Origin of the sequence: Kutzneria sp. 744, assembly GCF_000568255.1 — a bacterium.
Taxonomy (GTDB): Bacteria; Actinomycetota; Actinomycetes; order Mycobacteriales; family Pseudonocardiaceae; genus Kutzneria.
Genome location: NZ_KK037166.1, coordinates 10,062,308 through 10,064,173, shown reverse-complemented (window position 1 = coordinate 10,064,173; position 1,866 = coordinate 10,062,308). Strand labels below are relative to the sequence as shown.

1 protein-coding gene and 1 pseudogene are annotated in these 1,866 nt (G+C 73.6%); one reads left to right on the top strand and one right to left on the bottom strand.

Annotated features, from left to right (window positions below):
* A pseudogene (locus KUTG_RS45970) lies at nucleotides 1-225 on the top strand (MFS transporter); the annotation flags it as partial.
* Here KUTG_RS45970 and KUTG_RS62495 read toward each other — a convergent pair.
* On the bottom strand, nucleotides 203-1,866 hold a 1,664-nt coding region (locus tag KUTG_RS62495; RefSeq protein ID WP_043726223.1), incomplete at its 5' end, for a penicillin acylase family protein. The pseudogene KUTG_RS45970 and the gene KUTG_RS62495 overlap by 23 nt on opposite strands.

Below are 1,866 nucleotides of genomic sequence, written 5' to 3'. Positions count from 1 at the left end.
CGGGTGATGAGCGCCTACCGGCTCATCGCGCTCACCCCCGAACCCATCGGCGGCGTGCTCGGCGGCGTCCTGGCCGACCGCGCCGGACTGCACGCCCCGTTCCTGCTCGGCGGCGCGCTGGTGGCCCTGGTCGCCTTGGCCACCCTGCCGACCTTGTCCAACCGTGCGCTGCGGCGCGCGGCGGAGCGGTCCGAGGCGGCCGTCAGCGAGGGAAACCGGGACTGACCCGGTAGAGCCGGCCCTCGGCGTGGGCAGCGGTCTGGTCCTCGTAGTGCGGGGCCAGCGGATGACCCGAGCTGCCGTGCCGGAGCACGTCCCACCTCTCGGTCGGCCCGGCACCGACCTCGGCCACGAAGCGCCACGGCGCCCCTTCCGCGATGGCGCCGGTCGCGTCCGGCTGCATGAGCCGGACCGAGAAGAGGCTGGCGCCCACCGGGGTCCGCGTGCCGCCGAACAACGAGCCCAGCAACGGAACGGCCCGCCCCAGCAGGTGGCTGTCGGCGATGCGGTGCGCCGTGTCGTTGCGCCACCTGCGCGGATCGTCGCCCCACTTCTCGACCAGCCGCGCGACGGCCCGGGTGAACGCGGCCGGCACCGAGTCCCGCAGTTGTTCGGGCACACCGAGCGCGACCCTCGCCCGCGCGTCGACCACGAGATGATCCAGCTGGAGCGGGGAATCGGGCATGGCGGCGGCCAGCTCCTTGCCCAGCCGCGAGACGATCCAGTCCTCGGCGAGCTCGTCCAGCAGCGCGGCGAAGATCAACGGCGCGGCGAGTTCCGGCGCGTCGCGATGGTCCCAGTCCCGTAGCAGCGTCAGGCAGGCCGCGTCCGGCTCGTCGGCCGGCCGGTCCTGGGCGAAGGCGGACTGGTCGAAGGCGGACAGCAGGTGCGGAAGCAGCCTTCTCGCTCGCAGGTTGGCGACGTCCAGCTGCCACCGTGCGCAGTCCTGGTCGGTCACGGCGTCGGTCGCGTCCAGCAGCTCGTCGATGCGGGGCGCGCGGTACGCCCCGGCCCAGTCGACGCCGAGATGCCGGGGGTCGTCCTCGGGCAGCAGCTTGTTGTTGGCCGAGACCAGGTACCCCTCGTCCGGGTCGACGACCTCGGGCAGCTCGTCGAACTCGAGAAAGCCTCGCCACGACCGCGCGACCTCGTCGAAGCCGGCCGGCCGCAGGCCGCTGCCCGGCTCACGGGCCGGCACGCGGCCGGCCGTCTTGAGCGCGATCGTGCCGTCGGCCGCCGCGACGATGTGGTTGAGCACCGGCACACCGAAGTGGCGCAAGGCATCCCGGAACTCCGGGTAGGAGCGGGCCCGCCAGGTGTCCAGGCTGCCGTCGATCTCGCTGCTCGGCCAGTACCCGCTCCAGAACAGCGCGCACCGCCGACCGCCGAGGGCGGCCACCTCCAGTTCGACGCATCCGGTCGAGCCCGAGGCGCGCACGGGAACGTCCGCGCCGCCACGGACCTTGACGGTCGTCTCCTCGGTCCAGGCGTCGGGCAGCTGCTGGTCCGCGTCGAGCAAGCAGAGGTCCTGGGTGTCCACGGTCGCGTTGGTGATGCCGAAGGCGAGATCGTCGTTGGCGCCGGCGACAAGACCGGGAATTCCGGGCAGTGTCACGCCGTAGCCCTCGGATCGGCGTTCGCCGTCGTCGAGCCGCAGGCCGATCTGGTACCACACGTTGGGCTGGGTGAAGACGAGGTGCGGGTCGTTGGCCAGCAGCGGACGGCCGGACGCGGTCCGCGAGCCGGCCACGGCCCAGGCGTTCGAGCCGGGCCCCTCGCCGCCGCCGGTGGCGCCGAGCCAGTCGCTGATCGACGGCGGCAGTCCCACCGCGGACGCGTCCGCGCTCGGCGCGATCCGCGCCGTGC